28 protein-coding genes are annotated in these 25,772 nt (G+C 70.6%); 17 read left to right on the forward strand and 11 right to left on the reverse strand.

Going from position 1 to position 25,772, the window contains the following annotated elements; all coding sequences use genetic code 11:
* Window positions 1-115: 115 nt before the first annotated feature.
* The 3 genes from IFU40_RS15180 to IFU40_RS15190 all read right to left on the reverse strand — a co-directional run bounded on the left by IFU40_RS15180 (window position 116) and on the right by IFU40_RS15190 (window position 1,536).
* On the reverse strand, window positions 116-1,060 hold the full coding sequence (locus IFU40_RS15180) for an aldo/keto reductase (protein WP_191926848.1): 945 nt from the start codon (window positions 1,058-1,060) through the stop codon (window positions 116-118).
* A 138-nt stretch (window positions 1,061-1,198) separates the two neighbouring features.
* On the reverse strand, window positions 1,199-1,342 hold the full coding sequence (locus IFU40_RS15185) for a hypothetical protein (RefSeq protein WP_156458827.1): 144 nt from the start codon (window positions 1,340-1,342) through the stop codon (window positions 1,199-1,201).
* Complete coding sequence (locus IFU40_RS15190; protein WP_055839154.1) at window positions 1,339-1,536, reverse strand: hypothetical protein; 198 nt, start codon at window positions 1,534-1,536, stop codon at window positions 1,339-1,341. Before IFU40_RS15190 ends, IFU40_RS15185 begins: the two co-directional genes overlap by 4 nt.
* Window positions 1,537-1,642: 106 nt before the next feature.
* Here IFU40_RS15190 and IFU40_RS15195 point away from each other — a divergent pair, with 106 nt between their 5' ends.
* Window positions 1,643-2,140, forward strand: coding sequence for a DUF427 domain-containing protein (locus tag IFU40_RS15195; RefSeq protein ID WP_191926849.1), 498 nt, complete (start codon window positions 1,643-1,645; stop codon window positions 2,138-2,140).
* Between the two features lie 74 nt (window positions 2,141-2,214).
* On the opposite strand, the gene IFU40_RS15200 is transcribed toward IFU40_RS15195, so the two are convergent.
* Window positions 2,215-4,272 (reverse strand): NAD(+) synthase, encoded by a 2,058-nt coding sequence (locus tag IFU40_RS15200; RefSeq protein ID WP_191926850.1) that lies wholly within the window; start codon window positions 4,270-4,272, stop codon window positions 2,215-2,217.
* A 110-nt stretch (window positions 4,273-4,382) separates the two neighbouring features.
* On the opposite strand from IFU40_RS15200, the gene IFU40_RS15205 reads away from it, so the two are divergent.
* Window positions 4,383-7,937, forward strand: coding sequence for a TM0106 family RecB-like putative nuclease (locus IFU40_RS15205; protein WP_191926851.1), 3,555 nt, complete (start codon window positions 4,383-4,385; stop codon window positions 7,935-7,937).
* A gap of 189 nt (window positions 7,938-8,126) precedes the next feature.
* Here the strand turns inward: IFU40_RS15205 and upp are convergent, their stop codons facing one another.
* Window positions 8,127-8,759 carry a uracil phosphoribosyltransferase gene (upp, locus tag IFU40_RS15210; RefSeq protein WP_055839143.1) on the reverse strand — a complete coding sequence of 211 codons (633 nt, stop codon included), beginning with the start codon at window positions 8,757-8,759 and terminating at the stop codon, window positions 8,127-8,129.
* An 86-nt stretch (window positions 8,760-8,845) separates the two neighbouring features.
* Here upp and tadA point away from each other — a divergent pair, with 86 nt between their 5' ends.
* Window positions 8,846-9,301, forward strand: coding sequence for a tRNA adenosine(34) deaminase TadA (gene tadA, locus IFU40_RS15215; RefSeq protein WP_191926899.1), 456 nt, complete (start codon window positions 8,846-8,848; stop codon window positions 9,299-9,301).
* Window positions 9,302-9,347: 46 nt separating this feature from the next.
* Here tadA and IFU40_RS15220 read toward each other — a convergent pair whose 3' ends face one another.
* On the reverse strand, window positions 9,348-10,277 hold the full coding sequence (locus IFU40_RS15220) for a TIGR03560 family F420-dependent LLM class oxidoreductase (protein ID WP_191926852.1): 930 nt from the start codon (window positions 10,275-10,277) through the stop codon (window positions 9,348-9,350).
* Window positions 10,278-10,344: 67 nt separating this feature from the next.
* Complete coding sequence (locus tag IFU40_RS15225) at window positions 10,345-11,457, reverse strand: alpha/beta hydrolase (RefSeq protein WP_191926853.1); 1,113 nt, start codon at window positions 11,455-11,457, stop codon at window positions 10,345-10,347.
* A gap of 123 nt (window positions 11,458-11,580) precedes the next feature.
* On the opposite strand from IFU40_RS15225, the gene proC reads away from it, so the two are divergent.
* Window positions 11,581-12,426, forward strand: a complete 846-nt coding sequence (gene proC, locus IFU40_RS15230; RefSeq protein WP_191926854.1) for a pyrroline-5-carboxylate reductase — start codon at window positions 11,581-11,583, stop codon at window positions 12,424-12,426.
* A gap of 66 nt (window positions 12,427-12,492) precedes the next feature.
* Here the strand turns inward: proC and IFU40_RS15235 are convergent, their stop codons facing one another.
* Both IFU40_RS15235 and IFU40_RS15240 read right to left on the reverse strand, forming a co-directional pair.
* Window positions 12,493-13,164, reverse strand: a complete 672-nt coding sequence (locus IFU40_RS15235) for a potassium channel family protein (RefSeq protein WP_055839130.1) — start codon at window positions 13,162-13,164, stop codon at window positions 12,493-12,495.
* Window positions 13,157-14,599 (reverse strand): TrkH family potassium uptake protein, encoded by a 1,443-nt coding sequence (locus IFU40_RS15240; RefSeq protein WP_156459471.1) that lies wholly within the window; start codon window positions 14,597-14,599, stop codon window positions 13,157-13,159. The genes IFU40_RS15235 and IFU40_RS15240 overlap by 8 nt, the downstream gene beginning before the upstream one ends.
* A 68-nt stretch (window positions 14,600-14,667) precedes the next feature.
* On the opposite strand from IFU40_RS15240, the gene IFU40_RS15245 reads away from it, so the two are divergent.
* The 6 genes from IFU40_RS15245 (at window position 14,668) to IFU40_RS15270 (ending at window position 16,600) form a co-directional block, all read left to right on the forward strand.
* Window positions 14,668-15,063 carry an ArsR/SmtB family transcription factor gene (locus IFU40_RS15245; protein ID WP_055839127.1) on the forward strand — a complete coding sequence of 132 codons (396 nt, stop codon included), beginning with the start codon at window positions 14,668-14,670 and terminating at the stop codon, window positions 15,061-15,063.
* A gap of 139 nt (window positions 15,064-15,202) precedes the next feature.
* Window positions 15,203-15,394 (forward strand): helix-turn-helix domain-containing protein, encoded by a 192-nt coding sequence (locus tag IFU40_RS15250; protein WP_055839125.1) that lies wholly within the window; start codon window positions 15,203-15,205, stop codon window positions 15,392-15,394.
* An 82-nt stretch (window positions 15,395-15,476) separates the two neighbouring features.
* Window positions 15,477-15,575, forward strand: a complete 99-nt coding sequence (locus IFU40_RS15255) for a 30S ribosomal protein bS22 (RefSeq protein WP_003792170.1) — start codon at window positions 15,477-15,479, stop codon at window positions 15,573-15,575.
* 82 nt (window positions 15,576-15,657) lie between these two features.
* A complete protein-coding gene (locus tag IFU40_RS15260; RefSeq protein WP_191926855.1) occupies window positions 15,658-15,951 on the forward strand; it encodes a rhodanese-like domain-containing protein in 294 nt (97 codons plus the stop codon).
* Window positions 15,952-16,022: 71 nt separating this feature from the next.
* On the forward strand, window positions 16,023-16,301 hold the full coding sequence (locus IFU40_RS15265) for a glutaredoxin family protein (RefSeq protein ID WP_070409335.1): 279 nt from the start codon (window positions 16,023-16,025) through the stop codon (window positions 16,299-16,301).
* On the forward strand, window positions 16,298-16,600 hold the full coding sequence (locus IFU40_RS15270) for a Dabb family protein (protein WP_055839115.1): 303 nt from the start codon (window positions 16,298-16,300) through the stop codon (window positions 16,598-16,600). The genes IFU40_RS15265 and IFU40_RS15270 overlap by 4 nt, the downstream gene beginning before the upstream one ends.
* A 7-nt stretch (window positions 16,601-16,607) precedes the next feature.
* Here the strand turns inward: IFU40_RS15270 and IFU40_RS15275 are convergent, their stop codons facing one another.
* A complete protein-coding gene (locus IFU40_RS15275) occupies window positions 16,608-17,669 on the reverse strand; it encodes an ABC transporter ATP-binding protein (protein WP_191926856.1) in 1,062 nt (353 codons plus the stop codon).
* Window positions 17,670-17,742: 73 nt separating this feature from the next.
* Entirely contained in the window at window positions 17,743-19,083 is a 1,341-nt protein-coding gene (aspS, locus tag IFU40_RS15280) for an aspartate--tRNA(Asn) ligase (RefSeq protein WP_055839110.1), read from the reverse strand.
* A 113-nt stretch (window positions 19,084-19,196) separates the two neighbouring features.
* On the opposite strand from aspS, the gene IFU40_RS15285 reads away from it, so the two are divergent.
* The 7 genes from IFU40_RS15285 (at window position 19,197) to ccsB (ending at window position 25,204) form a co-directional block, all read left to right on the forward strand.
* Entirely contained in the window at window positions 19,197-19,532 is a 336-nt protein-coding gene (locus IFU40_RS15285; RefSeq protein WP_055839107.1) for a hypothetical protein, read from the forward strand.
* A gap of 98 nt (window positions 19,533-19,630) precedes the next feature.
* The gene (locus tag IFU40_RS15290; RefSeq protein ID WP_055839102.1) at window positions 19,631-20,341 is read left to right on the forward strand and encodes a DedA family protein; all 711 of its coding nucleotides are present in this window, start codon (window positions 19,631-19,633) and stop codon (window positions 20,339-20,341) included.
* A 138-nt stretch (window positions 20,342-20,479) separates the two neighbouring features.
* Window positions 20,480-21,124: a histidine phosphatase family protein gene (locus IFU40_RS15295; RefSeq protein WP_191926857.1), complete on the forward strand. Its 645-nt coding sequence runs from the start codon at window positions 20,480-20,482 to the stop codon at window positions 21,122-21,124.
* The gene (locus IFU40_RS15300; RefSeq protein ID WP_055839098.1) at window positions 21,124-21,729 is read left to right on the forward strand and encodes a TlpA family protein disulfide reductase; all 606 of its coding nucleotides are present in this window, start codon (window positions 21,124-21,126) and stop codon (window positions 21,727-21,729) included. The genes IFU40_RS15295 and IFU40_RS15300 overlap by 1 nt, the downstream gene beginning before the upstream one ends.
* Window positions 21,726-22,475 (forward strand): cytochrome c biogenesis CcdA family protein, encoded by a 750-nt coding sequence (locus IFU40_RS15305; protein WP_055839095.1) that lies wholly within the window; start codon window positions 21,726-21,728, stop codon window positions 22,473-22,475. Before IFU40_RS15300 ends, IFU40_RS15305 begins: the two co-directional genes overlap by 4 nt.
* Window positions 22,456-24,189: a cytochrome c biogenesis protein ResB gene (gene resB, locus IFU40_RS15310; protein WP_191926858.1), complete on the forward strand. Its 1,734-nt coding sequence runs from the start codon at window positions 22,456-22,458 to the stop codon at window positions 24,187-24,189. The genes IFU40_RS15305 and resB overlap by 20 nt, the downstream gene beginning before the upstream one ends.
* Window positions 24,190-24,193: 4 nt before the next feature.
* A complete protein-coding gene (gene ccsB / locus IFU40_RS15315; protein WP_191926859.1) occupies window positions 24,194-25,204 on the forward strand; it encodes a c-type cytochrome biogenesis protein CcsB in 1,011 nt (336 codons plus the stop codon).
* Window positions 25,205-25,772 lie beyond the last annotated feature (568 nt).

The following is a 25,772-nucleotide window of genomic DNA, read 5'->3' on the forward strand; positions in this document are numbered from 1 at the left end:
CGTCACGACGATGACGTCACGAGGATGACGCGCTCGGGCGTCGCCCGACCGCCGGGGTCCGAAGACGCAGCGAGGCCCCGACACGGTGCGTGCCGGGGCCTCACTGCGATCGACGTCAGTCCTGCGCGGCGTCCGACGCCCGCGACAGGTGGGCGAGCTCGTCGACGCTGAGCTCGAGGCGCGCGCTCGCGAGCAGATCGGCGACCTGCTCGACCTTCGACGCGCTGGCGATCGGGGCGGCCACCGCGGGCTGCGCGCGCAGCCACGCCAGCGCGGTCGTCGCGATGGAAGCGCCGTGGGCGTCTCCGACTTCCTCGAGCGCGTCGATCAGCGCGAGGCCGGCGGGGGTGGCGAGTTTCGCGGCGCCCTCGGCACGGGGCGAGTCGCCCGTGGCATCCGCCGTCCGGTACTTGCCGGTCAGGAAGCCACTGGCCAGGGCGAAATACGGCACGAGTGACATGCCGTACTGCTCGGCGACGGGCACGATGTCGCGCTCGACGTCGGTGCGGTGCACGAGGTTGTAGTGCGGCTGGATGGCGACGGGCAGGGCGACGCCCGAGGCCTCGGCCAGCGAGACCCATTCGCGGATGCGCTCGGCGGTGTAGTTCGACACGGCCACGTGGCGCACGAGACCGTCGGACACGAGGTCGCCGAAGGCGGCCACGGTCTCTTCGAGCGGGGTCTCGGCGTCGTCGAAGTGGGCGTAGTACAGGTCGATGGTGTCGACACCCAGGCGCTGCAGCGAGGCTTCGGCCGCCGCGCGCACGTTCGCCGCCGACAGGCCGCGGAAGTCGGGGTGGGTGCTCACCTTCGTCGCGACGACGACGTTCGACGGCTTGCGTGACGCGAGCCACTCGCCGATCAACGTCTCGCTCTCTCCGCCGGAGTTGCCCGGGACCCACGCGCTGTAGCCGTCAGCCGTGTCGATGAAGTTCCCGCCCCCGGCATGGAAGGCGTCCAGTACGGCGAACGAGGTGTCGCGGTCGGCGGTCCAACCGAAGACGTTCCCGCCGAGCGAGAGGGGGAGGATGTCGAGGTCGCTGCGTCCAAGGCGCGTCATGATGCCCTTCCTGTCGAGGTTCGTTGACCTCAGGGACAACGATGCTCGGCAGCGGGCATTCCCTCGACGCGCCGTGACCCGCCGTGCGGCAGGGGCGGCCGGCCCGGGGCTCAGCGGAGTGGGCTCAGCCCCGCCGACTCACGAACCGCCCGACAGGATGCCGATGAGGCCGCTGATGAGCAGCCAGAGGCCGATCCCCGCACCGGCGATCCAGATGACGACCGTGCCGGTCGGGTACTTCTTCTTGCCGTCGGGGCGGTCGGAGCCATCGGGGACGCTCACGAGCGCACCATCGTCACGATCGATACGACAAGCACGGTGAGACCTCCGATGACGGCGATGGCGGCGATGATGGGGCCGCCGCCGGCGAGGAACGCGGCGACGCCGAGCGCGAGGAAGAGGACGGCGAGCACGATGCCGCTCACCTGGTAGACGCGGAACCTGCCCCCGCCGTCTGTGACTTTCTGTTCGCTCACGTCGACCCCCTGCTCCCAGGCTACCGAAAAGCCGGATGTCTCCCGTGACGGCGAACGCACGATCAGATCTCGATCCGCATCCCGCCCCGAGGCGTAGCGTAGGGATATGGTGCGCCCCGTTCCCGATCCCGTCCGCCCCGGCCAGGAGTCCGTGTGGGACTACCCCCGCCCGCCTCGCGTCGAGACCGTGCGAAAGCGCGTGCAGATCGACTTCGGCGGGGTGCGCATCGTCGACACCGATGACGTCGTCCGCGTGCTCGAGACGAGCCACCCGCCCGTCTACTACCTGCCGATCGCCGCCTTCGGTGAGGCGTTGACCCTGGGCGAGGGCGCGTCGTTCTGCGAGTACAAGGGCGGAGCGCGCTACTTCGACGTGCACGGTGGTGGGGGAGCGGTGGCCGCGCGCGCGGCGTGGAACTATCCGAACCCCATGCCGGGGTACGAGATGCTGGCTGACCGCGTGGCCGTCTACGCCGGGCCGCTGGACCGCGTGGTGCTGGGCGGAGAGACGGTGCAGCCGCAACCCGGAGGCTTCTACGGCGGGTGGGTGACGAAGGACCTCGCGGGCCCGTTCAAGGGTGTTCCGGGGTCGATGGGCTGGTGACCCGGGGTCGCCCTCGCCCGCGTTCCGCTATACCGATGACGGAGTGACCGGCTTCGTTGGGCGGAGAGACCGCGTCAGTCGTCGAACGCCTGCGGAACGGCGGCGTGCAGGTCGGCGAGCCAGGCCCGCGCGTTGCCGTCGGACGGCGCCCTCCAATCGCCGCGCGGTGACAGTGAACCGGCGGGAGAGACCTTGGGGCCGTTCGGGATGGCCGTGCGCTTGAACTGCGCGAATCCGAAGAACCGTTGCAGGAACACCTCGAGCCACCGCGCGACCGTCACGAGGTCGTACGCCGGCCGCTCACCCTCGGGATAACCCGCGGGCCAGGTTCCGGCATCCGCATCCTTCCAGGCGTGCGCGGCGAGGAACGCGACCTTCGACGGGCGGAACCCGAATCGCAGCACGTGGTACAGCGTGAAGTCGTGGAGGTTGTACGGACCGATGCGGTCTTCGGTGGACTGCATGCGCCCGTCCTGACCGGCCGGGACGAGCTCGGGGCTGATCTCGGTGTCGAGCACGGCCTGCAACACCTCGACGGTGTCCGCGCTCAGCTCGCCGGCCGAGATCACCCAGCGGATGACGTGCTGGATGAGGGTCTTCGGTATGCCGGGATTGACCGAGTAGTGGCTCATCTGGTCGCCCACGCCGTAGGTCGACCAGCCGAGGGCGATCTCGGACAGGTCGCCCGTGCCCACGACGATGCCGCCGTTCTGATTGGCCAGACGGAAGAGGTAGTCGGTGCGGAGCCCCGCCTGCACGTTCTCGAAGGTGACGTCGTGCACCGGCTGCCCCGAGGCGAAGGGATGCCCCATGCGGGCGAGCATCTCGGATGCCGCGGGTCGGATGTCGATCTCTTCGATCGAGGCGCCGACGGCCTCGGCGAGGGCGATGGCATTGCGCTTGGTCTTCTCGCTCGTCGCGAAGCCCGGGAGCGTGTACGTGAGGATGTCGCTGCGGGGACGCCCCATGCGATCCATCGCCTGAGCGATGACGAGCAGCGCATGGGTGGAGTCGAGGCCACCGCTCACACCGAGGACGGGCTTTGGATCGCCGATCGCCCGCAGACGCTGCACGAGCCCCGACACCTGGATGTTGAAGGCCTCGTAGCAGTCCTGAGCGAGACGAGCGGGGTCGTCGGGCACGAACGGGAAGCGGTCGAGGGTGCGGCGCAGGCCGATGTCGGTCGCGGGCGGCGCGAGCTCGAACGACACGGTGCGGAACTGCGGGCCGACCGTGCGACGGTTGTCGTCGAAGGTGCCCTGACGCAGGCGGTCCTGACGCAATCGATCGAGATCGACGTCGGCGACGCTCCGGCGTGGACCATCGGGGAAGCGCTCGGTCGTCGCGAGCAGCTGTCCGCCCTCGTAGATCATCGTCTGGCCGTCCCACGAGACGTCGTTGGTCGACTCGCCCTGGCCCGCGGCGGCGTAGACGTACGCCGCGAGGCACCGCAGCGACTGCGACTGCGACAGCAGGGTGCGGTCGTCGGCACGGCCGATCGTGATGGGACTGCCCGAGAGGTTCGCGAGCACCGTGGCTCCGGCCAGAGCCGCACCCGACGACGGCGGGATCGGAACCCAGACGTCTTCGCACACCTCGGCGTGCAGCGTCAGCCCCGGCACGTCGACGGCGTCGAACAGCAGATCGGGGCCGAACGGCACGGTGGCGCCGGCGACGGTGATGTGCTGGCCCGCCTGGTCGTCGCCGCGGGCGTACCAGCGCTGCTCGTAGAACTCGCGATAGGTGGGCAGGTAGGCCTTGGGGACGACGCCGAGCACCCGACCGCGGTGGATGACCACGGCGCAGTTGAACAGCCGATTGCCGTGCCGCAGGGGAGCGCCCACCATCAGCACCGGGAGGAGGTCTGCGGATGCCACGACGAGACGCCCGAGCGCCGCCTCGACCGCGTCGAGCAGGGGGTCCTGCATGACGAGGTCGTCGATCGAGTAACCCGTGAGGCACAACTCGGGGAACACCGCGACGGCCACGCCCTCGGCGTCGCACGCGCGGGCGGAGTCGAGCACGGCGTCGGCGTTCGTCGCCGGGTCGGCCAGGGCGACGGGGATCGTGCACGCGGCGACCCGAGCGAAGCCGTGCCGGTAGACGCTCTCGAACGGCAGGTCGGTGATCACCCGTCCAGTCTGTCAGGTGCCTCCGACACGATGGCAGTCCCTTCGCGGCCCGGTCCGGCCTGTGGAGGCACGGATCGTGATGTCGGTGGTCCCCGTTAGCGTGGGTTCCCATGCGGTACATCGAACAAGACGGGCGGATCGTCTGGAGCGCCAGCGATCTCAAGGCGGCGGCCGAGTGCGAATTCGCGTGGCTGCGCGCCATCGACGCCAAGATCGGCCGCATCGCCCCCGTCGACGACCCCGCAGACGCCACGCTCGAACGCGCCGCACAGCTGGGCACCGCGCACGAACTGCGGGTGCTCGACGACTACCGGGCCCGTCTCGGCGGCGCGGTCCGCGAGATCCCCGCCGCGCGTTCCTCCGACGCGGTCGCGCTCGCCGAGGCCGTGCGCCTCACCGACGCGGCCCTCGCCGACCCCACCGCCGAGGTCGTCTACCAGGCCGCCTTCGCCACCGACGAGTTTGTCGGTTTCGCCGACTTCCTCGTGCGCGAGACCCACCCCCGCCCCGACGGCACGCGGCCCTGGGTCGTGCAAGACACGAAGCTCGCCCGCCGCGCCCGCGTCACCGCCCTCATGCAGCTCGCCGCCTACGTCGACCAGCTCGATCGCCTGGGCGTCGCGCGCTCCGACCGCGTGGAGCTGCTGCTGGGCGACGGCTCGACGAGCACGCACCGTGTCGACGACCTGCTGCCGGTCTTCGGGCTGCGGCGCACGCGTCTTCGCGCTCTCATCGCCGACCGCCGCGTCGGGCTCGGTGTCGCCGGCCCGGTCATCGAATGGGGCGACGCGCGGGGTGACCTGGGCGTCGTGGCCTGCGGCCGCTGCGCCACCTGCGAGCTCGAGGTCGTCGCGCACCGTGATCTGCTGCTGGTCGCCGGCATGCGTCCGGTGCAGCGCGATCGGTTGCGCGCGGGCGGCATCCCCACCATCGACGCGCTCGCCAGCGCGACCGAGCCCCCGGCCGCCATGGGATCCGACACCTTCGTCTCGCTTCGCACCCAGGCGCGACTGCAGCTCGACAGCCCGGCGGGCGTCCCCACCGACGCGACGCCGGCGCACGCCGTGCCCACCTACGAGGTCGTCGCACCCAAGTCGCTGGGAGTGCTGCCGCGCCCCGACCACGGTGACCTGTTCTTCGACTTCGAGGGCGACCCGCTCTACACCGAGGGCGTCGGCGCGCACTGGGGCATCGACTACCTGTTCGGTTGGGTCGACACGCGCGAGACCTACGGGGCGCTCTGGGCCCACACATTCGACGAAGAGCGCGTCGCGCTCGAGCGCTTCCTCGACATGGTGGCGCTGCGCCGTCAGCAGTACCCCGGAATGCACATCTACCACTACGCCCCCTACGAGCCCACCCATCTGCTCACGATGGCGGCCACCTACGGGGTGCGCGAAGCCGACGTCGATCGACTGCTGCGCGACGGGATCTTCGTCGACCTCTATCCCGTGGTCCGTCGTGCCCTGCGCGTGGGATCCCGCTCGTACTCGATCAAGAAGCTCGAACCTCTCTACATGGGCGACGAGGTGCGCACGAGCGATGTGCAGCGCGGCGACGACTCGATCGTGAAATACGTCGAGGCCCGGGCGCTCGCGGCCGACGGCGACGCGGTGGGTGCGCAGCGCGTGCTCGACGACCTCGCCGACTACAACCGCTACGACTGCGTGTCGACCCGCCGCCTGCGCGACTGGCTCGTCGACCGGGCGCGCGAGGCCGGTGCGGTGCCGGCCCACGGCGCCGATCCCGACGAGCAGGCCTACGAGCCTTCGCCCCGGGCGACCGCCCTGCAGCGGTGGGCCGCCGCCGTCGAGGCGGGCGCCGATTCTCCCGATGCGACAGCGCTGCGCCTCGCCGCCGCCGCGATCGACTACTACCCCCGCGAAGAGAAGAGCTACTGGGCGACGCACTTCCTTCGCTTGCGCGAGCCGATCTCGGTGTGGGAAGAGACGCGCGACGTCGTGGTCGTCGACGCCGCCCGCTCGCGGGTCGTCACGGACTGGCACATCGCCGAGTCGGGGCGGGGCTCCGAGCGCCGCCTGGTGGAGCTGCGCGGAGAACTCGCCCCCGGAACTCGCCTGAGCCCAGATGCCGAGCCCTTCGCCGTCTACGACCTGCCGGCGCCGTTCCCGCTCGACACCCGCCCGCGTTGGATCCACGGTGCCCGCCGGGTGACGGTGCGCGAGGTGCTCGACGACGGCGCGATCGTCGAAGAGATCGCCGCCGACGGCGTCACCTGGGACGACCTGCCGCTCGCCCTGACCCCGCCGGCCCCGCCGCGCGCGGGCAACCAGCAGAAGGCGATCGACGCGTGGGCCGACGCGGTGCTGACGGTCGCCCCGGCGATGCCCGACCGCGCCGCCGCCGACGTTCTGCGTCGAGTGCCGCCGCGCACCCGTTCCGGCGCCTTGGCACCTGTCACCGCCGTCGACGGTGCCCCGGGCGACGACGAGGTCACCGCCATCGCCCGCAGCGTGGCCGATCTCGACCACAGCTATCTCGCCGTGCAGGGCCCGCCCGGCACCGGCAAGACCTACGTCGGGTCGCACGTCATCGCCCGCCTGGTCGCCGAGCGGGGGTATCGCATCGGCGTCGTCGCGCAATCGCACGCGACGATCGAGCACATGCTCGATCAGGTCATCGCGGCCGGGGTCCCGGCATCCCGGGTCGGCAAGGCGCCGAAAGACCCGAGCGTCCCGCATGCCTTCACGGTGCTCCCGAAGAACGGCGTCGCCGCCTTCACCGCCGAGAACGCGGCGCAGGGTTTCGTCGTGGGCGGCACCGCGTGGGACTTCAGCCACGAGACGCGCATCCCCCGCGGCAGCCTCGACCTGCTCGTCATCGACGAAGCCGGACAGTTCTCGCTCGCCTCGACGATCGCCGTCTCGCTGGCCGCGCAGCGACTGCTGCTGCTCGGAGACCCGCAGCAGTTGCCGCAGGTGAGCCAGGGCACGCACCCCGAACCCGTCGACACGTCGGCGCTGGGGTGGATCATCGACGGCGCCGAGGTGGTGCCCGCCGAGCTCGGCTACTTCCTCGCACGCACCCGGCGTCTGCACCCCGAGGTCGCGGGTCCCGTGTCGCGGCTGTCGTACGAGGGCCGCCTCGCCGCCCACCCGTCGACGGCCCTGCGCCGACTCGACGGCGTCGAACCCGGGGTGCACATCGTTCCCGTGCGCCACCAGGGCAACTCGACCTGGTCGGCCGAAGAAGCGGCCGAGGTCACACGCCTCGTATCCGACCTCGTCGGCCGCGAGTGGACGGGCGCCGAGGGAGGGGCCGGTGATTCGGCCGTCGTGCACGAGCCGCGGCCCCTGCGCGCCGACGACATCATCGTGATCACGCCCTACAACGCTCAGCAGGTGGCCGTCGAAGAGGCCCTGGCCGCGGCGGGCTTCTCGGACGTCCCCGTGGGCACCGTCGACCGCTTCCAGGGCAAAGAGGCGGCGGTCGCCATCCTCACCCTCGCGGCGTCCTCGGGGCGCGAGGCACCGCGGGGCTTGGAGTTCCTCCTGCTGCGCAACCGCATCAACGTCGCGATCTCGCGTGCGATGCAGGCGGCGTACGTCGTGTATTCACCCGCGCTGCTAGACGACCTTCCGCGTACTCCCGAGGGGGTGGCGCGCCTCAGCGCCTTCGCACGGTTGGTCGACGGAGTCGAGTGAGGGGCCGGGCTGCCCGATCGCCGTCGACCATGGCGCCGAGCCCGGCCCGTTCACCGCACACAGATCGCCGGGCACCGGGTGCGGGCCGTGCCCGTTCGCCGGGAACCGGGTGCGGGGCGGGATCGTGCGGCCGGGGTTCGGTTCTCACGCCCCGCCGCTCGCCGCACCGAATCGGGCCGAACGAACGCGTCAGGCCGTGCCGTACAACCGGTCGCCGGCGTCGCCGAGACCGGGCACGATGTAGCCCTTCTCGTTCAGTCGCTCATCGACGGCGCCGAGCACGAGGGTGACGTCGTGTCCCTCGACCTGCTTCTCGATGGCGGCGACGCCCTCGGGGGCGCCGAGCAGGCAGATCGCGGTGACGTCCTGCGCGCCGCGGGCGAAGAGGAAGTTGATGGCCGCACCCAGCGAGCCGCCGGTGGCGAGCATGGGGTCGAGCACGAAGCACTGGCGGTCGCTCAGGTCGTCGGGCAGGCGTTCGGCGTATGTCGTGGGCTCGAAGGTCTCTTCGTCGCGCACCATGCCGAGGAAGCCGACCTCAGCGGTGGGCAGAAGCTTCACCATGCCCTCGAGCATGCCCAGACCGGCGCGCAGGATCGGCACGACGATGGGGCGGGGCTCGCTGATCTTGACGCCCTGGGTGAGGGTCACCGGGGTCTGGATCTCGATCGGCTCGACACGCACGTTGCGGGTCGCCTCGTAGGCCAGCAGGGTCACCAGTTCTTCGGTGAGCTGGCGGAACACCGGCGAGGATGTCTGCACGTCACGCAGCACCGTGAGCTTGTGGGTGATGAGCGGGTGGTCGGCGACGTGGACACGCATAGGCTCAAGGCTAGCCGCTTCCCCTGATCTCCCTCGTCCGTTTTTTCGGAGCCCCCGTGACCCCCACCGCCGCCGACCGCTCCGCGATGCGTCGCGCGTTCGCGCTGGCCGCCGAGGCCGCCGTCGACGGTGATGTGCCCGTCGGCGCCGTCGTCGTCGACGCCGAGGGGCGGATCCTCGGCGAGGGCCGCAATCTGCGCGAGGTCACGGCGGACCCCACGGCGCACGCCGAGGTGCTGGCGCTGCGGGCCGCGGCCGAGGCCCTCGGGTCGTGGCATCTCGCCGACTGCACGCTCGTGGTGACCCTCGAGCCGTGCGTCATGTGCGCGGGTGCGATCATGCAGGCGCGCGTGCCCCGGGTGGTCTTCGGGGCGTGGGATGCCAAGGCCGGCGCCGCGGGTTCGATGTACGACCTTCTGCGCGATCGGCGCCTGCCGCACCGCGTCGAGGTCGTCGGCGGAGTCGACGAGGACGAAGCCGCCGCGCAGTTGACGGCGTTCTTCGAGCTTCGGCGCGAACACCCTAGCGACCACGACGCCTAACCGGGCGCCCGGGCACCCGCCCTCCGCGCCGCGGTCCGCGTGCGCGTCAGCGGGGCAGCAGGGGGAGCAGCTCGGTGCCGACGAGATCGGCGTGCGCGACGTCGCGCAGATCCACCAGCTGGAAGTACACCCGCTCGGCGCCCAGCGCCCGCAGGCGCTCGACCTTGTCGGCGATCTGCGCCGGAGTCCCGATGAGGTTGGCGCCGTTGTCGAACTGCGCACGGGTCTGCCCGATCGCGGCGACCCGTCGCTCGATCTCGGCGTCGTCCGTGCCCACGATGGTCGGCAGAGCGACCGAGAGCTTCAGCGTCGCGGGGTCGCGCTCGGCGGTCTCGCACGCGGCGCGCACGCGCGCGAAGGCAGCCGAGATCTGGTCCTCGGCGACGAAGCCGATGTTGAACTCGGTCGCGTACCGCGCGGCCAACGCCGGCGTCCGCTTCGGACCGCCACCGCCCACGATCACGGGCACCGGTGACTGCACGGGACGGGGGAGGGCGGGGGCGGCGTCGAGACGGTAGTGCTCTCCGTCGAACGAGAAGGTCTCGGCATCCGGGGTCTGCCACAGGCCCGTCACCACCTGCAACTGCTCTTCGAGCAGGTCGAAGCGCTTGGCGGGGAAGGGGATTCCGTAAGCGGCATGTTCGCGCTCGAACCAGCCGGTCCCGAGGCCGAGCTCGACCCGGCCGCCGGACATCGCGTCGATCTGCGCGACCTGGATGGCCAGGATCGCGGGCACGCGGTAGGTCACCGACGACACCAGGGTCCCGAGGCGGATGCGCGACGTCTCGCGGGCGAGACCGGCGAGCGTGGTCCACGCGTCGGTCGGCCCGGGCTGCGGGTCGCCCTCGCCCATCCGCAGGTAGTGGTCGGAGCGGAAGAACCCGTCGAGGCCGTGCCGCTCGGCCGACTGCGCGAAGGCGAGCTGGTCGTCGTACGAGAAGCCCTGCTGGGGCTCGGTGAACAGGCAGTACTCCACGGGAGCCTCCGGGAAGATCGGGTGGTGCGACGGAGAGGGCGGGACGGGCCGAGTCGAGTCGCAGCGCTCAGTCGGCGGAGCGCAGGATGATCGCCTCGGTGGGCGGGGCGGGATCGGCCGGACGGCCGACGTAGCCGATGTGCGTGAGCAGCGCCCGGCGGAACGCGGAGGGACGCTCGAGATGAACCGAGTGGCCTGCTCCCTCGACGGGCACCTCGGTGACCTCGCCGCCACGGGCGGCGTAGGCGGAGAGCACGTCGCGCGTCTGCGACACCATGGGCTGCGCGGGGGCGATCTCGTCGCCGGGCCACCCGGGAACGACGCCCAGGGCGCCCAAGTGGTTCACGTCCGAGAACGAGGCGTCGGAGACGATGGCATCCGCCGTTCCGTAGATCCACAGCACCGGGGGCTTGTCGGCCAGGTCGACGATGCCCGAGACGTCGAAGAAGAGGGGCGACAGCGTGTTGAGCGCCCCCGTGCGTCCGGGGGCGAAGCCGGGCCAGGCGGCGGTCGTGACCGACTCGCCCGGGTAGTTGCCCACGGCCGTCGACGTCGAGAGCATCGCCTCGACCCAGACGTCCTCGTGCTCGCTCGTGTACCCGGGCGCGACGTAGGTCGAGCGGAAGACCGAGCGCGGCGACGTGGGGGCGTCGGCGCTCGTGTCGCCGTCGGTGAGTCGCTGGACGAAGTCGGGGTTGGCGGCGCCGGCGCCGGTGCCCGCACCCTCGTCGTCGAGCCGCGAGCCGTCGCGTCGGGTGCCGCCGAAGCCGTAGGGCGAGACCGGCGACTGGAGGGTCAGCGAGAGCACCGGGTGATCGAGGGCGTACTGCAGCACGACACCTCCGCCGAGCGACCATCCCACGAGGTGGGCGGAGGCGATGCCGAGGGCTTCGAGCGTCGCGTGCAGGTCGTCGCTGAAGTCGCGCACGCCGCGGGTGGCGTCGATGGGGGTGTGCTCGGTGCGACCGAAGCCGCGGAGATCGACCGCGACGACGCGCAGATCGCTGGGGAGGTCCTGCATGATCTCTTGCCAGAACAGCGACGACGCGACGTTCCCGTGCACCAGCACGACCGTGTGCTCCGGGGGCGTCGAGGGGTCGTCGCCGACGCGCTCGAGCACATTGACACCCAACCGGTCGGTCTCGATCAGGCGCGCGGTGATGCCGTCGAAGAGAGTCATGGAAGGTCCTCCGTGTCGATCGCGGGTGCCCCGGTACACCGTCGTCCGACTCTAACGCCCGCCCCTATCGGTCGCACTCAGGGTTGCCTGTCGCGGCGTCGGGGCGCTTCGTAGACTGGAGGCATGACGGATGCCATCACCTCGCTGCCCCCGATCGCGATCCTCGGAGCTGGCTCGATGGGAGGGGCCATCCTGCACGGCCTCGTCGCCGCGGGCCTGAGCGCGGGCGGCGTCACCGCGACCAACCGCTCGATCGCGAAGGCCGCCGAGCTCGCCGATCTCGAGGGAGTGACGAGCGTCGCGCTCGAGGCCCACCCGAACGGCAACATCGAGGCCGCGGCATCCGCCGATGTGGTGTTGATCGGCGTCAAGCCCGCAATGGTGCCCGACCTTCTCGACGAGATCGCCCCGCACCTGCGGGACGGCGCGGTCGTGGTCAGCCTGGCCGCGGGGGTCACCCTCGACACCTTCGCCCGCCACCTCGGTGCGGGTGTCGCGACGCTGCGCTCCATGCCGAACACGCCGTCGCTCGTCGGCAAGGGCGTGACAGGTCTGGCCGCGGGGCCGGCTGCTTCGGCCGACGATGTGGCCGTCGTCCGCGCTCTGTTCGAGACCGTGGGTGCGGTGCTCGAGGTGCCCGAGGAACAGATCGACGCGCTCTCGACGATCTCGGGATCGGGCCCGGCCTACGTCTTCCTGCTGGTCGAGGAGTTCACCAAGTCGGCCGTCCGCATGGGCTTTGACGACGCGCAGGCGCGTCTGCTCGCCGAGCAGACCTTCATCGGGGCCACGACGCTCCTGGCCGCCTCCGACGTCGACCCGGCGGAGCTGCGTCGCCGCGTCACCAGCCCCAAGGGCACGACCGAGCGGGCCGTCGCGGTGCTGCAGGAGGCCCGACTCGACGACACCTTCACCGAGGCCGCCGAGGCCGCACTCGCGCGCGCGAAAGAGCTCGCCGAGGGGCGGTGACGTGCCGGCCGAGCACGGGGCCCGTTACGGGCGAAGGCTCCAGGGCGAAAGACTCCGAGCCACTGCTCAGCGGTCGAGCGACGCGAAGCGTTCGATGTCGGAGTTCGTCCCCGACACGATGATGAGGTCGTGGTTCGTGACCACGGTGTTGGCTTCGGCGTAGCGGAACGCCCGCCCGGGGCTCTTCACCCCGACCACGGTCACGTTGTACTTCGAGCGGACACCCGACTCGTTCAGGCCCACGCCGCGTACGAGCTTCGGCGGGTACATCTTGGCGAGCACGAAATCGTCGTCGAAGCGGATGAAGTCGAGCATGCGTCCGCTCACGAGGTGCGCGACGCGCTCGCCGGCTTCGGCCTCGGGGTAGATCACGTGGTTGGCGCCGACACGGGCCAGGATCTTGCCGTGCGACTGCGAGACGGCCTTGGCCCAGATCTGCGGGACCTTCAGGTCGACGAGGTTGGCGGTGATGAGCACCGACGCCTCGATGAGCGAGCCGACGGCGACGACGGCCACCTGGAAGTCCTGCGCGCCGATCTGGCGCAGGGCGTCGATGTTGCGCGCGTCGGCCTGAACGGCGTGCGTGACACGCTCCGACCACTTCTGCACGAGTTCGAGGTTGCCGTCGACGGCCAGGACCTCGCGGTCGAGGCGGTCGAGTTCGCCGGCGCACGCCGCGCCGAAGCGCCCGAGGCCGATGACCAGCACGGGCGCGTCGCTGCGGATGCGTTCAACCAACGATGGGCCTTTCGACGGGCAGCGCGTACAACTGCGATCGAGACGACGCAGCCACGGCCGCGGCGAGTGTCACTGTACCAATGCGGCCCATGAACATCGTGGCGGCCATGACGTAGACGGCGGGGTCGGGAAGCTCCGCCGTGAGACCGGTCGACAGGCCGACCGTCGCGAATCCCGAGATCACGTCGAACAGGACGTGCTCGATGGGGGCGTCGGTGATGCGGCTGATCGTCACGGTCGAGATCGCGACGATCGTGGCGCCCCACGCGACGACCGAGAGGGCCACGCGCTGCACGTCGCTGGGGATCCGGCGCCCGAACGCCTGTACCGACGGCCGCCCCTTGGCCTCGGAGAAGACCGCGAGGGCGAGCACGGCGAGGGTCGTCACCTTGATGCCGCCGGCGGTGGATGCCGAGCCGCCACCCACGAACATCAGCATCGAGCCCACGATGAGGGTCGCGCCGTTGAGGTCGCCGATGTCGATGACCGAGAACCCGCCCGACCTCGTCATGGCGGAGAGGAAGAACGCCTGGAAGGTCGTGTCCCACGCATCCATGCTTCCGAATGTGAGGGGGTTGTCGTATTCCAGCAGCAGAATGACGCCCGCGCCGAAGAAGAACAGGATGACCGTGGTGATCAGGGTGAGCTTCGTGTGGAGCGACCACAGACGGAATCGCCAGTGGTGCCGCCACAGGGTGAAGATCACCGGGAAGCCGATCGAGCCGAGGAAGACGCCGATCATCAGCACCGACAGCAGGAAGTAGTCCTGGGCGAAGGGCGTCAGCCCGTCGGCGTTGGGGACGAACCCGGTGTTGGTGAAGGCCATGGCGGCGTAGTACGGGGCCTCCCACAGGGCGACGATCGGGTCGATGCCCCCGATGATGAGCGAGGGGTAGATGAGCACGGTGAGCCCGGCCTCGATCACCAGCGTCGACAGCGCGACCGTGCGCAGCAGCTGGCCGACCTCGCCCAGACGGACGGTCTGCCCCTCGTTCACCGGTCCGCCGTGCGCCCGCAGGGGGTTGCTGTCTCCGGCGGCGATGAGCTTCGCGCGGAGCCCCAGGCGCTTCGAGATGACCAGGCCGAGGATCGAGGCGAGGGTGAGCACGCCGAGCGCACCGACGTTCACCCCGACGTAGGTGATGACGTGCCCGAGCGGAGACCAGTGCGTGTACATGTTGACCGTCGACAGACCGGTCACGCAGATGGTCGACACCGCCGTGAACAGCGCGTCGGCCAGGGGCGTCGCTCGCCCGTCGGCCGACGCCGCGGGCAGCGAGAACAGCGCGGTGAAGAGAAGGATGAGCGTCACGAACACCAGCACCGCGAAACGCGCGGGTGATGCGGTGGTCAGATTGCGCAGTCGATCCCATGCCGTGAACGCGATGCGTCTCACGCGCACGGCCAATCGCACCTCGTTCGGCGTCGCCGCCATGCGCCGCTCCCTTCGGTGCCCGAACCCGAATCATGGTACTCGGGCCGGGGCGCCGCTAATCTGATGCCATGGCGGACATCTTCGACGTGATCGCTGACGGAACGCGTCGCGACATCCTTCAGCTCCTTCTGGACCGGGCCACCGGTGGCGAACGCGGAACGAGCGTGTCGCAGATCGTGGCGTCTCTGGGGGTGAGTCAACCGACCGTCTCCAAGCACCTGAAGGTGCTGCGCGAGGCCGAGCTGGTGTCGGTGCGCGAAGAGGGTCAGCACCGCTATTACAGCCTCGCGGTCGCGCCTCTCGACGAGGTCGACGACTGGCTCGTGCCGTTCTTCTCGGTCGACGAAGAGAACGAGCCCGCACTTCCCGAGTCCGCCGTCCACGCCGCCGAAGTGGTGGGTCGTGCCGCGGCGTCGGTCAAGCATTCCTTCTCGACGGCCTTTCGCAAGCTTCCGGGACGGTGAGGTGCACGGATGCCGCGGAAGAGCGGCATCCGTGAAGCACGTTCGTCACAGCACGCCCGGAGGTTTACAGCCTTCACAGCCAGACCCTAGAGTGTGCACAGCATCAGAGGGTGAGTTCACCCGTAACGAGGGGTGAACCATGGCCGAGCTGCCCGACGTGCGATTCCTGACCGTCGCCGAGGTCGCCGAGCTCATGCGCGTGTCGAAGATGACCGTCTATCGTCTCGTGCACGCCGGCGAACTCCCCGCGGTGCGTTTCGGGCGCAGCTACCGCGTGCCCGAATCGGCCGTCGCCGAGGTCGTGCAGCGGCCGGTGTCCGACGTCGGCTAGACTGATCCGAGGCATTTTTTCATCGCCTGCTGTTCCCGGGGGCCGACCACGGCACCCAGACCCCGACTTAGTGAGGTTTTCCGTGGGTTCTGTCATCAAGAAGCGCCGTAAGCGCATGGCGAAGAAGAAGCACCGCAAGCTGCTTCGCAAGACTCGTCACCAGCGCCGCAACAAGAAGTAACGCGGCACGACACCGAGCGCCTGTCCTCTGCGACGGGCGCTTCGTGTATCCGCCCGCGCCGTTCGCCCTCTCGGAGGTAAGCATGCAGTCCATCTCGATCCACGACCTGCACGCGGGACGCGAGCGTCCGCTCATCGACGTGCGCGAGGAACACGAGTTCGCCGCCGGGCACGTTCCCGGGGCCGTGAACCTTCCCATGTCGACCCTGGGCGAACATCTCGACGAGCTCCCCGCCGAGCCGTTCGACGTGATCTGCCAGGCCGGCGGCCGCTCGGCGCGTGTGGTCGAGGCGCTCTCCGCGCGCGGTCACGACGCCACGAACGTCGAGGGCGGTACGGGCGACTGGGTCGCCGCGGGCTACGACGTCGCATCCTGATCCGGTGCCCGGACCCGCGTCATCCCGCGCGTCCCGAGCGCCGCGATCCACGGCCCTCCTAGGATGAAGGCGTGACGACCCTCACGCTGATCGGAAAGCCCGGCTGCCATCTCTGCGATGTGGCCGAGCAGATCGTCGAGACCGTCGTGGCCGATCTTCCCGCCGACGTCGCCGACCGTGTCGAGATCGCGCACGCCTCGATCGCCGACGACACGGCGTTGTATGAGAAGTGGTGGGAGAAGATCCCCGTCATCCTGATCGACGGCGAGCTGCACGCGCACTGGCGCGTGTCGGCCGACCGCCTCCGCGCCGCGTTGCTGGCGTCCGAGCCCGAAGGAGCCTCCGCGTGAGCATCCGACACATCGTCCTGTGGAAGCTCGCGGCCGACGACGCCGACACCCGGGCTCTGCACGCCGAGCAGATCGCGGAGCGCCTGCTGGCTCTTCGCGGCGTGATCGACGAGATCGTGCATCTAGAGATCGGTCGCAACGTCGCGTACCCGCAGAACAACTGGGACGTCGCCCTGGTGAGCGAGTTCGCCGACGTCGAGGCGTTGGAGCGCTACCAGGTGCACCCCGCCCACCAAGAGGCCGCGGCCTTCGTGCGCTCGGTCGTCGCCGAGCGGTCGTCGGTCGACTACCCGTTCTGACGCCCGTTCAGCCGATGGGGCGAACGCTCATCGGCCCGGATGCGAGAGCGATCCGGACGTGCGCCCGATCGTCGAGGCGCTGATCGGGCGCGTGCTCGACGACGACGCGATCGCCGTCGGCGGTGAGAACGGTCGAGCGGCGCACGCTGCCGAGGAAGATGGTCTCCTCGACGACCGCATCGACTCCCGGGGCGCCGTCGCCCACGAGCACGACCTGTTCCGGGCGTACGACGACCTCGCAGTGACCGTCGCTCGCCGCGGCGGCGAGAGGGAGCTCCTGCCCCCACACCTCGACGACGGCTCCCTCGACGATTCCCGGCACGGCGCTGACCGGACCCAGAAGGTCGGCCACCGCGAGGTCGCCGACGCGCGCGAAGACCTCGTCGGGGCGCCCCTGCGCGGCGATACGGCCCTGGTCCATCACGACGAGATGGTCGGCGACCGCGGCGGCCTCGGCGGTGTCGCGCGTGACCCACAGGGTGGTGACCCCGGTCGCACGCAGTTCCCGCACGACGCGATCGCGGGTCTCGGCGCGCGCCGAGGTGTGCAGCGCGGCCAGCGCGTCGTCGAGCACGAGGGCCCGCGGCCGCGACGCGAGAGCCCGGGCGACGGCCCACCGCTGCCGGTCGCCGTGCGAGAGGCGGTGCACCAGCCGGTCACCGGCGCCGAGCCCGACGAGCGCGCCCAGACGTTCGGCTTCGGCGTCGGGGTCGGCGGTGCCCGCGCGACGGGCGGCGGCCACGATCGCGGCGCGCACCCGCCCGAAACGGGCGACCGGGGTGCGGTCCCGCACCTCGACGACGCGGGGCGCGGCGGCCCCGGTGCGCCCGTCGATCGTCACGGTGCCGGCATCCGGCCGCTCGGCTCCCGTGATCAGGCGCAGCAGGGTCGACGCGCCGCAGCCCGACGGTCCGACGACGGCGACGATGCCGCCCGGCTCGATCTCGAGGTCGATGTTCTCGAGCACCGGGACTCCGGCGCGCGCGCGGCCGACATCGCGGAGCGAGATCGCCCACCCCGTGCGCGATCGTCCCGCCGGAGACGGGGCGGCCGAGGTGAGGGCGTTCATGGCCCCACGGTAGAACGGCCGATGAACGCGACGACGCCCGGGGAGTGAACCCCGGGCGTCGGTCGCTCGAACCTTACGGAGCGAGGCGGGTCGGGCCGCGGAAGAGGTACGTCACCTCGCGGATCGACGACTCGCCCAGCATGAGCATCAGGACGCGCGCGAGGCCCATGCCGAAACCACCGTGCGGCGGGGCGCCGAAGCGGAAGAAGTCGAGGTAGAAGTCGAGGTGCTCGGGGTCGAGACCCTTCTCTTTCGCCTGCTCGATCAGCACGTCGACGCGGTGCTCGCGCTGCGCGCCGGTCGTGATCTCGACGCCGTTGAAGAGCAGGTCGTACGACTTCGTCAGCCCGGTCTCTTCGTCGCGCATGTGGTAGAAAGCGCGGATCTCGGGGTGGTAGTCGGTGATGAAGACGAACTGGTGACCGAACGTCTCGGCCACGTGCGCCGCGATCTGACGCTCACCCTCGGGGTCGAGGTCGCCGTCGGTGCGCGGGATGTCGTACCCGCGCGCGGCGACGATCTCACGCGCCTCGGCGAGGGGGATGCGCGGGAAGGGGAGCGTCGGAACCTGCACCTCGATGCCGAAGAGCTCCTGGATCTCGGCGCCGTGCTTGTCGGCGACGGCCTGGAAAGCGCTCTGCAGCAGTTCCTCCTGCATACGGGCGACGTCTTCGTGCGAGTCGATCCAGCTGATCTCGGCGTCGATCGAGGTGAACTCGGTCGCGTGACGGCTCGTGAACGAGGGGTCGGCGCGGAACGCGGGGGCGATCTCGAAGATCTTGCCGAAGCCGGCGACCTGGGCCATCTGCTTGAAGAACTGGGGGCTCTGCGCGAGGTAGGCCGTCTTGTCTTCGAAGTAGGGCACCTCGAACAGTTCGGCGTTGGACTCCGAGGGCGACGCCATGAGCTTGGGGGAGTGCACCTCGATGTAGTCGCGCTCGACCCAGTAGGTACGCATCGCGTGCTCGAGAGTGGTCTGCACGCGGAAGATGAGGTTGTTGCGGCGCTGGCGCAGGTCGATGAAGCGCCAGTCCATGCGCTTGTCGGGGCTGCTGTCGGCCGCGATCGGGGTCTCGGGGTTGGCTGCCGCCGCGATGACGAGCTCGCCGACCTTGATCTCGACGCCGCCGAGCTTGACGCGCTCGTCGTGCTTGAGCTCGCCGCGCACGGTCAGGAAGGTGCCGGTCGACAGGGCGCCGATCGTCTCGGTGAGGGCGAGGGCGGCGGCATCCTGATCCGTCGCCTCTTCGGAGGGACGCGTCGCCGGGTTCACCAGCTGCACCGCGCCGGTCTCGTCGCGGAGGACGACGAACTGCACCTTCTTCTGGTCGCGGACGGTTTCGACCCATCCCGACACCTCGACGGGGCCGGCGGGAAGGGATTTCAGCTGGTTGACCAGGACGCGTTCGCTCACGATCGACCAGTCTACGTGCGCCGTGCGCGCGCACCCGGGCGCGAATCTACGATGGGGGCGTGACCTACTCGTTGCCGCCGGAATCTTTCCGGACGATGCGTCCCGAACCGACAGTGCGCAAGGCGCGTGGCTGGGACGTCGCGCTCACGATCATCCTGCTCGTGCTCCTTCCCCTGCTGGCGCTGGGGGCCTCGTACGCGGGAGTGCTGCTGGCGTTCGCCGCCGACCAGTGCGGGCCGTCGAACTGCGACACGGGGCTGATGAACATCGGCTTCTGGACGGCCGTCATCTCGCCCTGGGTCATCCTGCTGATCGGCGTGGTCGCCGCGATCGTGCGCCTCGTGCGCCATCGCCTGGCGTTCTGGGTGCCGCTGGCCACCATCGTCGGGATGGCGGCGGTGTGGTTCATCGCGGCCGCGTTCGTCGGCGCCGGGGTCTCGGCATCCTGAACCGCTCGGGGGCAACCCCCAGGAACCGCGCATGACCGGACCGTAGCCTGGAACGGGCGTCCGGTCGGGCGGCCGATCACCGAGCGCGAAGGCACCCGATGACCGACACCACCCTCACTCTCTCCCCCCTGCGCGCGAGCTCCGGCTCCGAGGACGGGCAGTCGTGGCTCACGTCGCTGGCCGACTGGACCGTGTCGCTCATGGAGATCATCGGACCGGTGGGCGCGGGCGTCGCCATCGCCCTCGAGAACCTCTTCCCGCCGCTACCGAGCGAGGTCGTCCTGCCGATGGCCGGCCTCACCGCCAGCCGCGGCTCGTTCACGCTGTTCGAGGCGCTGCTGTGGACGACCGTCGGCTCGATCGTCGGCGCCTTCATGCTCTACGGCCTCGGGCGGTGGCTCGGAGCCGCGCGTCTGCGCTCGTTCGCCGCGAAGATGCCGCTGCTGCACCCCGAAGACGTCGACCGCACGGTCGCGTGGTTCGAGCGCCACGGCGGCAAGGCCGTGTTCTTCGGGCGCATGATCCCGATCTTCCGCAGTCTCATCTCGATCCCCGCCGGCGTCGCCAAGATGCCGATGTGGCGGTTCGGTCTGCTCACGGGCGCCGGCAGCCTGATCTGGAACACGATCTTCGTGCTCTCGGGCTTCCTGCTGGGCGAGAACTGGCACATCGTCGAGGAGTACGCCTCGATCCTGCAGTACGTCGTGATCGCCGCGGTCGTGATCGGAGTCGCGTGGTTCCTGTACGCGCGCATCCGTTCGCTTCTGGCTTCCCGCAACGACGCCCCGGCGTCGCGCACCGACGCCTGAGGGCGAACGCCGCCGGGTCAGGGTTTCCCCGACGCGCGGGCACACCCGGTGCAGGGTCGGGAGGTGCGGTATCTCCACGTCGAAGCAACCCGCCCCCTCGCTCAGTCAGACCACAGAACCCGCCCGTAGACTGGCGTCGTGCCCGCCGATCGCCTTCATCTCGTGCGCCACGGAGAGGTCCACAACCCCCGTCGCGTGCTCTACGGTCGGCTCCCCGGATTCGGCCTCAGCGTCGACGGGCGGCAGATGGCGCGCCAGGCCGCCGAGTACGTCCACGGCCTCGAGCGGCCCGTCTCGGCTCTCATCGCCTCACCGCTGCAGCGCACCCGCGAGTCGGCGGAGCCGTTCGTGACGCTGTTCGGCATCGAGCCCGTGATCGATGAGCGGGTGATCGAGCCGACCAACGTCTTCGAGGGGCGGCGGATGAAGCGGGCGCTCGCCAACCCGCTGAACTGGCGGCATCTGCGTCAGCCCGCCGTTCCCAGCTGGGGTGAGCCCTACGAGCGCGTCGTGGCGCGAGTGACCGAGGCCATGGGCGACGCGTGGGAACGCGTCCTCTCGGGCGACGTCGTCATCGTCTCGCACCAGCTGCCGATCTGGGTGACCCACCTCGCCCTCTCCCACCAACCCACCCGCCACGACCCCCGCAAGCGCCGCTGCGCGCTGTCGAGCGTGACGAGCTTCGAACGGCGAGACGGCGCCGACGGCTCGACGCGCTGGGTCGAGGTGGCGTACGCCGAGCCGGCCACCACCGCCGGAGCCGTCGACGTAGGAGCCGTCTGATGCGCCGAATCCTCACCGCCGCCGGAGCGATGGCCGCCGCCGCGGCCCTCGTGATGGGCCTCGCGGCCTGCACGCCCGACCCCCTCGCCGAGCAGTACCGGGCGGGTGACAACAAGGGCTACATCGCCGCCAACGGGCTGCAGTGGCAGGAGATCCCCGAGTCCGACCGCGGCGAGGCCGTGGAGTTCTCGGGCAGCCTCGACAACGGCTCACCGGTGTCGAGCGCCGACTACGCCGGCAAGGTGCTCGTCGTGAACTTCTGGTATGCCACGTGCGGCCCGTGCATCATCGAGGCCCCGCGCCTCGAGCAGGCCTATCAGAGCTTCCAGGGCCAGGACGTGGCCTTCCTCGGCATCAACACCTACGACCAGCCCGCCACGGCGCTGTCGTTCGCCCGCGATCACGGGGTGTCGTACTCGAGTGCCATGGCCGTCAACGACGGGGAGCTGAAGCTCGCCTTCGCCGACAAGACCCCCATCAACGCGACGCCCACCACCCTCGTGCTCGACAAGCAGGGCCGCGTCGCCGCCCGCGTCATCGGCGAGCTCCCCGAGGCCTCGATCCTCGAGTCCATGGTGCGCACGCTGGTCGCGGAGCCCGCGTGAACCCGGGCGCTCTCGTCTTCGACGGCGCACTCTGGGTGGCTCTTCCCCTCGCGCTCGCCGCCGGTCTCATCTCGTTCCTGTCGCCGTGCGTGCTGCCGCTCGTGCCGGGGTACCTGGGGTACATCGGCGGTGCCGTCGCCCCGCGCGGGGGCTCGGCATCCGGAGCCGGCCGGGGGCGCCTGCTCGGTGGGACCCTCCTGTTCATCGCGGGATTCACCGTGGTGTTCATGGCGATCAACGTGCTCGGCGGGGCCGCCGGCATGTTCTTCACCCGCTACGGCGACGTCATCACGCGCGTCATGGGTGTCGTCATCATCCTCATGGGGCTCGTGTTCATCGGCCTCTTCGGGGTGGCGCAGCGCTCGGTGCGGCTGCAGTCGCGCGGCAACCTGGGCCTGATCGGTGCCCCCCTGCTCGGCATCGCGCTGGGCATCGGCTGGACCCCCTGCATCGGCCCGACGCTGGCGGCGATCCTCTCGGTGTCGTACAACCTCGGCGACCCGGGCCGGGCGGCACTGCTGGGACTGGCGTACTCGCTGGGGCTCGGCATCCCGTTCGTGCTGCTCGCCCTCGGCTTCGGGTGGGCGACGCGCTCGGTGTCGTTCGTGCGCAAGCACATCCGCGTCGTCAACCTCATCGGCGGCGGCCTTCTCATCGCGCTCGGCCTGCTCATGGTCACGGGCGTCTGGGGCCAGTGGATGTCGACCCTGCAGGGAGTGATCGGCAATGTCCAACTCCCGCTCTGATCGAGGAAAGACCGTGACCGAACCCGCCGACGGCGTGCTGCGCCCGTCCGACCACGCCGACTCCGTCGTCGCGGACGGCTCCGGCGACGACATCGTGCAGCCGCGCCTCGGCGTCGTGGGATGGGCGCGCTGGGGGTGGCGTCAGCTCACCAGCATGCGCACCGCCCTCGTGCTGCTGCTCCTGCTCGCGATCGCCGCCGTCCCCGGCTCGCTCGTACCGCAGCGCACCGCCGACCCCAACGGCGTCACCCAGTACTTCACCGACAACCCCGACCTGGCGCCGGTGCTCGACAAGCTCAGCCTGTTCGACGTGTACAGCTCGCCGTGGTTCTCGGCGATCTACCTGCTGCTGTTCATCTCGCTGATCGGCTGCGTGCTGCCGCGCACGAAACACCACTGGAAGGCCCTGCGCTCGCAGCCCCCGCGCACGCCCGCGCGGCTGTCGCGCTTGGACGACCACCGCACCCGCCGCCTCACGGTCGCCGGAGACGCGGATGCCGTCGCCGCGGCCCCCGTCGACAGCGCCGCCGCTCAGCTGCGCAAGAGCGGATACCGCGTCGCCCGGTACGACGGGCGCGGCACGTACTCGGTGTCGGCCGAGCGCGGCTACCTGCGCGAGACGGGCAACCTGGTCTTCCACGCAGCCCTGGTGGGCGTGCTCATCGCCGTCGGCGTCGGAGGCGGCTTCACCTACACGGGGCAACGGGTGCTCGTGGAGGGCCAGGCGTTCGCGAACAGCCTGCTCGACTACTCCTCGTTCAACCCCGGCCGCTTCGTCGGCGGCGACACGCTCACGCCGTACTCCATGACGCTCGACGCCTTCGACGTCGCCTACGTGCCGCCCGGCCAGCCCGGCTCGGGTCAGGCGGGGGACTTCGTGGCGCACATGACCACGCGAGCCCCGGGCGGCGAGCCCGAGGACGGCGAGGTGCGCGTCAACCACCCGCTCGACGTGCAGGGCGACCGTGTCTACCTGCTGGGCAACGGCTACGCGCCCACCGTGACGATCCGCGACGCCGAGGGGCGGGAGGTCTTCCACGACTCCGTGGCCTTCCTTCCCCAGGATGCCAACATGACCTCGCTCGGCGTCATCAAGGTCGCCGACGGACTGCCGCAGCAGCTCGGCCTGCTCGGCTTCTTCTACCCGACGATGGACGTGCTGCCTTCGGGCGCGCTCACCTCGACCTACGGCGCGCTGGAGTACCCCGTGCTGACGCTGCGCGTCTACGAGGGCGACCTCGGCATCGACGACGGCACGCCCCGGTCGGTCTACACGCTCGACCCCTCGGGGATGACGCAGATCGCCGGCGGTGACAGCGGCACCCCCGCCCTGCAGCTCATGCCGGGCGAGACCCAGGACCTGCCGAACGGTCTCGGCACCATCACGTTCGAGAACGAGGCCCCCGCCGGCGCCTCCGGGTACGACGGTTCGGTGAAGCGCTTCGCCTCGCTGTCGATCCACCGCGACCTCGCCGGTCCCTGGGTGCTCGCCTTCGCGCTGCTCGCGCTGTTCGGGCTCATGACCGCCCTGTTCGTCCCGCGTCGGCGCATGTGGGTCAAGGCGACGCCGCAGGGCGACGCCGTGACCGTCGAGTACGCGGGCCTGGCTCGCGGTGAAGACCCCACCCTCGGCGCCGCCGTCGCCCAGCTCGCCGAGAAGCACGCCTCGTCCCTTCCGACTCCGCGCCACCCCGACACCGGAAAAGTAGACTGACACCATGCCCGGAACCGACCCGCTTCTCCTCGACGAGATCTCCCTCCTCCTGGTGTGGACGGCGGTCACCATCTACGTGCTGGCGTTCATCGCCTACGCGATCGACCTCGCACGACGCTCCGACCTCGCGCTGAAGGCGAAGGACGACGTCGTCGCCCGCGAGCTCGTCACCGCGGGGGCCGGGGGAGTGATCGGCGGATCCACCGGGTCGTCGGCATCCCCTGCCGCAGCGAAGCCCCGTTACCTCTGGGCGCGGCTGGGAACGGTGCTGACGGCGCTCGGGTTCGTGTTCCACCTCACCGCGACCGTGCTGCGCGGCATCGCCGCCGAGCGCGTGCCGTGGTCGAACATGTACGAGTTCGCGATGACCGGTCTGCTGCTCATCATCGCGGTGTACCTCGCCGTGCTCACCCGCTACGACCTGCGCTTCCTCGGCGCGCTGATGACGGGCCTCACCGTGCTGCTGCTCGGCGGGGCGACGCTCGCGTTCCACGTCGACGTCGTGCCGCTGGCCGACCCGCTGAAGTCGGTGTGGCTCGTGGTCCACGTGTTCGTCGCCAGCCTGGCCACGGCCCTGTTCGCCCTGGCGTTCGGGCTGTCGGTGGTGCAACTGATCCAGACGCGCCGCGAACGCAAACTCGCCGAGGCGGCGCCGTCGGACGACGCGCCCAAGCGCAGCTTCCTGCGGACGGTCCCCAAGGCCGACGCGCTGGAGTCGCTCGCCTACCGCTTCGCCATCGTCGGCTTCATCTTCTGGACGTTCACCCTCATCGCCGGGTCCATCTGGGCGAACGACGCGTGGGGCCGGTTCTGGGGCTTCGACACCAAGGAAGTCTGGACCTTCGTCATCTGGGTGCTCTACGCCGGATACATCCACGCCCGCGCGACCCGCGGCTGGCGCGGCACCCGCTCGGCGTGGCTGTCGATCATCGGCTTCACCGCCGTGCTGTTCAACTTCACGATCGTGAACGTGTTCTTCAAGGGCCTGCACGCGTACAGCGGTCTGACGACCTGACGCGGGGCGTCGGTCTGCCCGTTGAGTGTCCAAGACACGCCGCGTGCCCGCTGTGCGTGGCGGCGTGTCTTGGACACTGGACCGTGTTGTGGCCGCTGAGGGGCGCCGGCTGAGCGCAGGCGGCGCTCCGTCGCGCACGCGCGCCGCGGCCGGACCCTTCCCGTTGAGTGTCCAAGACGCGCCGCGTGCCCGTCGTGCGTGGCGGCGTGTTGTGGACACTCAACGGTGCTGTAGCCGCTGAGGCGCGCTCGCCGAGCGCGGGCGGCGCTCCGTCGCGCGCACGCCGCGAGCGGGCGGGCGCTCTTGCCGGGCCTCTGCCGTGGCTCGCGCCGCGGCCGGGGCTTGCCCGTTGAGTGTCCAGGACGCGCCGCGTGCCCGTGGTGCCTGGCGGCGTGTCTTGGACACTGGACCGTGTTGTGGCCGCTGAGGGGCGCCGGCTGAGCACAGGCGGCGCTCCCTCGCGAACACGCAGAGAGGGCGGACGGTCGGTCGCGCACGCGCGAGAGCGGGCGGGCGCTCTTGCCGGGCCTCTGCCGTGGCTCGCGCCGCGGCCGGGGCTTGCCCGTTG

The organism is Microbacterium sp. CFBP 13617, from assembly GCF_014839445.1.
Lineage (GTDB): Bacteria > Actinomycetota > Actinomycetes > Actinomycetales > Microbacteriaceae > Microbacterium.

Excerpts from the sequence above, each read along its gene's own strand:
- IFU40_RS15180 (WP_191926848.1), bottom strand. The coding sequence starts at position 1,060 with ATGACGCGCCTTGGACGCAGCGACCTCGACATCCTCCCCCTCTCGCTC.
- IFU40_RS15195 (WP_191926849.1), top strand. The coding sequence starts at position 1,643 with ATGGTGCGCCCCGTTCCCGATCCCGTCCGCCCCGGCCAGGAGTCCGTG.
- IFU40_RS15205 (WP_191926851.1), top strand. The coding sequence starts at position 4,383 with ATGCGGTACATCGAACAAGACGGGCGGATCGTCTGGAGCGCCAGCGAT.
- upp (WP_055839143.1), bottom strand. The coding sequence starts at position 8,759 with ATGCGTGTCCACGTCGCCGACCACCCGCTCATCACCCACAAGCTCACG.
- tadA (WP_191926899.1), top strand. The coding sequence starts at position 8,846 with ATGCGTCGCGCGTTCGCGCTGGCCGCCGAGGCCGCCGTCGACGGTGAT.
- IFU40_RS15225 (WP_191926853.1), bottom strand. The coding sequence starts at position 11,457 with ATGACTCTCTTCGACGGCATCACCGCGCGCCTGATCGAGACCGACCGG.
- proC (WP_191926854.1), top strand. The coding sequence starts at position 11,581 with ATGACGGATGCCATCACCTCGCTGCCCCCGATCGCGATCCTCGGAGCT.
- IFU40_RS15240 (WP_156459471.1), bottom strand. The coding sequence starts at position 14,599 with ATGGCGGCGACGCCGAACGAGGTGCGATTGGCCGTGCGCGTGAGACGC.
- IFU40_RS15245 (WP_055839127.1), top strand. The coding sequence starts at position 14,668 with ATGGCGGACATCTTCGACGTGATCGCTGACGGAACGCGTCGCGACATC.
- IFU40_RS15250 (WP_055839125.1), top strand. The coding sequence starts at position 15,203 with ATGGCCGAGCTGCCCGACGTGCGATTCCTGACCGTCGCCGAGGTCGCC.
- IFU40_RS15260 (WP_191926855.1), top strand. The coding sequence starts at position 15,658 with ATGCAGTCCATCTCGATCCACGACCTGCACGCGGGACGCGAGCGTCCG.
- IFU40_RS15275 (WP_191926856.1), bottom strand. The coding sequence starts at position 17,669 with ATGAACGCCCTCACCTCGGCCGCCCCGTCTCCGGCGGGACGATCGCGC.
- IFU40_RS15290 (WP_055839102.1), top strand. The coding sequence starts at position 19,631 with ATGACCGACACCACCCTCACTCTCTCCCCCCTGCGCGCGAGCTCCGGC.
- IFU40_RS15300 (WP_055839098.1), top strand. The coding sequence starts at position 21,124 with ATGCGCCGAATCCTCACCGCCGCCGGAGCGATGGCCGCCGCCGCGGCC.
- resB (WP_191926858.1), top strand. The coding sequence starts at position 22,456 with ATGTCCAACTCCCGCTCTGATCGAGGAAAGACCGTGACCGAACCCGCC.
- ccsB (WP_191926859.1), top strand. The coding sequence starts at position 24,194 with ATGCCCGGAACCGACCCGCTTCTCCTCGACGAGATCTCCCTCCTCCTG.